The 2,835-nt window shown below is 52.8% G+C and carries 2 protein-coding genes; one reads left to right on the top strand and one right to left on the bottom strand.

What is annotated here, in order from left to right; translation table 11 throughout:
* The first annotated feature begins 122 nt into the window (after window positions 1-122).
* Window positions 123-1,706 (top strand): photosystem II high light acclimation radical SAM protein, encoded by a 1,584-nt coding sequence (locus tag H6F80_RS06705; protein ID WP_190790814.1) that lies wholly within the window; start codon window positions 123-125, stop codon window positions 1,704-1,706.
* A 288-nt stretch (window positions 1,707-1,994) separates the two neighbouring features.
* Here H6F80_RS06705 and H6F80_RS06700 read toward each other — a convergent pair whose 3' ends face one another.
* On the bottom strand, window positions 1,995-2,738 hold the full coding sequence (locus H6F80_RS06700) for a WecB/TagA/CpsF family glycosyltransferase (protein ID WP_190790813.1): 744 nt from the start codon (window positions 2,736-2,738) through the stop codon (window positions 1,995-1,997).
* Window positions 2,739-2,835 lie beyond the last annotated feature (97 nt).

The following is a 2,835-nucleotide window of genomic DNA, read 5'->3' as shown; positions in this document are numbered from 1 at the left end:
ACCTTCTTCCTGACTCAGGTTGGTCGGTTAGTAGCAGTCTAGGGGAAATCCATGCAGCCCAAGAAAGTCAGTGGTATCGTGAAGTTATATAAACCTCCCGTTCAGATTTCTACTGCCCGCACATGAACGATCGCATTCTCTACGTGCGCCTGCCCTGCAACCCCATCTTCCCGATCGGAGTTGTTTATCTGGCAGATCATGTTCACAAGCTATTTCCAGACGTTTCTCAGCGCATTTTCGATCTGGGAACAATTCCGCCGCTAGATTTTGGAGCTGCGCTCGATCGCTGCATTGACGAGTTCAAGCCAACGCTGCTGGTATTCTCCTGGCGCGATATTCAGATTTACGCTCCGGTCGGCGGACGAGGCGGTAACCCGCTGCAAAACGCGTTTGAGTTCTACTACGCCCGCAATCCATTCACCAAACTGAGAGGGGCGATTGGTGGACTGCGGATGGTGTCATCCTACCTGACTGAGCTGTGGCGCAACCAGAATCTGATTCAGCGAGGGCTGAAGCGCGCCCGTCAGTATTGCCCGGAAGCACGATCGGTCGTTGGGGGCGGTGCGGTCAGCGTATTTTATGAGCAGTTGGGCAAAGTGCTGCCGAAAGGGACGATCATCTCGGTTGGGGAGGGAGAAGCTCTGCTCGAAAAGCTGCTGCATGGACAGGATATTGCAGACGAACGCTGCTACATTGTGGGTGAAACCCAGCCTCGCGATCGCCTCATTCACGAACAGCCTGCCCCCCTAGAGAAAACTGCCTGCAACTACGACTACATTGCGGAAATCTGGTCGGATTTTGACTACTATCTGCAAGAAGGCGACTTTTATATTGGGGTGCAGACCAAGCGCGGCTGTCCCCACAACTGCTGCTACTGCGTTTACACCGTGGTCGAAGGTAAGCAGGTGCGAATCAATCCGGCAGACGAAGTCGTGAAGGAAATGCGCCAGCTCTACGATCGCGGCGTTCGCAATTTCTGGTTTACCGATGCTCAGTTTATTCCGGCACGGCGGTTTATGAATGATGCGATCGAGCTCCTGCAAAAAATCCTCGACGCAGGCATGACGGATATTCACTGGGCGGCGTACATTCGGGCAGACAACCTAACCCCGGAACTCTGCGACCTGATGGTGAAAACCGGGATGAATTATTTTGAGATCGGCATCACGAGCGGTTCCCAAGAGCTGGTTCGCAAAATGCGGATGGGCTATAACCTGCGGACGGTGCTGCAAAACTGCCGCGATCTCAAAGCTGCCGGATTTAATGACCTGGTCTCGATTAACTATTCGTTTAATGTCATTGATGAGACGTTTGACACCATTCGTCAGACGATCGCTTATCACCGGGAGATGGAGCGCATCTTTGGTGCAGATAAGGTGGAGCCTGCTATCTTCTTCATCGGACTCCAGCCCCACACGCACCTGGAAGAGTATGCCTTCAAGAACAATATTTTGAAGCGAGGCTACAATCCGCTTGCCATCTACTTCCCCTGGGTTGCTAAAAAGCTGCTTTGGAATCCAGAACCGCTCGGCTCTTTCTTTGGCGAGGTCTGCCTCCAGGCATGGCAACAAAACCCAAACGACTTTGGCCGGGAAGTAATGAATATTCTGGAACAGCGTTTGGGCGCGGCTCCATTAGAGGAAGCTCTCACTGCCCCGATCGACTCTAAAGAACCGAAGGAACCCAAGGAACTGACTGCGGTTTAAGCTTGTGTTAAACAATCTCCAATCACACTCTCGACTCAGCTGCAAATCTCCTATGTCCCCTAAATAGGCCAACTTTGGGGGACTTCCGAACCGCTCAAAAAGCTTGGGAGCGAGATTCAAGAATCGTGAATTGGATGAAGGCATTAGGGGCGAACTTCCCTTGCTCCGAATCTCAAAGTTCCCCAGGACTGGGGATTTAGGGGGCTACGAAGCCTCAGACCCAAACCAGAGGCAATTCCAGGTTCAAGGTAAGACGACAGCCCCGAATTGAAAAGCGACTTGTTCCAATTACCGTTGCGGATCGAGCAGGGCACGCAGGGCAAATTTTGGCAGAGCCAGCATCCGTCGCCATCGCCAGGGTTCCTGATATAGCCGATAGACCCACTCCAAATGGTTATTTGCCAGCCATCTTGGAGCGCGGGTCTTTTTGCCAGACCAGATATCAAAACTGCCACCGACGCCGATCCAGATCGAATCAGGGCAAAGATAGCGATGCTCAGCGATCCAGAGTTCCTGCCGGGGGACGCCCAAGCCCACAAGAATCAGGCGCGGCTGAAGCTGTTGGAGGGTTTCGTTGAGCTGCGATCGTTCTTCTGCCGATAAATATCCGTGCTGAACGCCGACGACCTTAAGTTCGGGAATGCGCTGTTGAAGGCGATCGGCTGCGGCTTGGGCCACTCCGGGCGCACCGCCGTAAAAGAAAACTGTGCCTTCTGACCCTAGCAGCGGCATTTGATTGATCAATTTTTCTGCTAGCTCGATGCCAGGACATCGCTGCACTTTCATACCCCGTAGCCGCAGATAAAGGACGACTCCAGAGCCATCGGGAATCACAAGTTCTGCTTTGCGGATCACCGCTGCCAGGTCGGGCGTTTTCTCTGCCTGCATTGCCATTTCTGCATTCAGCGTCACGACATGAACGCCGCAATGATGTTTTGCATGGGACAGTAGCCAGCCCGGATAGTCGGAAACCAAGTGGATTGGTAACCCTAACACGGTCGATCGTCTGGGAGCTTGGAGCAGGTCAGGCATGGGGAAGACGACAGAATTTAATGCCTTCCAATTATAGGGGGCTTTGTTTCCGTGAAGATTCTGAGAAATTACTCAGATTTCGTATCGGCTTTGCTAT

The sequence above is a fragment of the Leptolyngbya sp. FACHB-711 genome, assembly GCF_014695615.1.
GTDB lineage: Bacteria > Cyanobacteriota > Cyanobacteriia > Elainellales > Elainellaceae > Leptolyngbya_A.
Note: the sequence above shows the minus strand (reverse complement) of the source record. Positions and strands in the feature narration are given on the sequence as shown.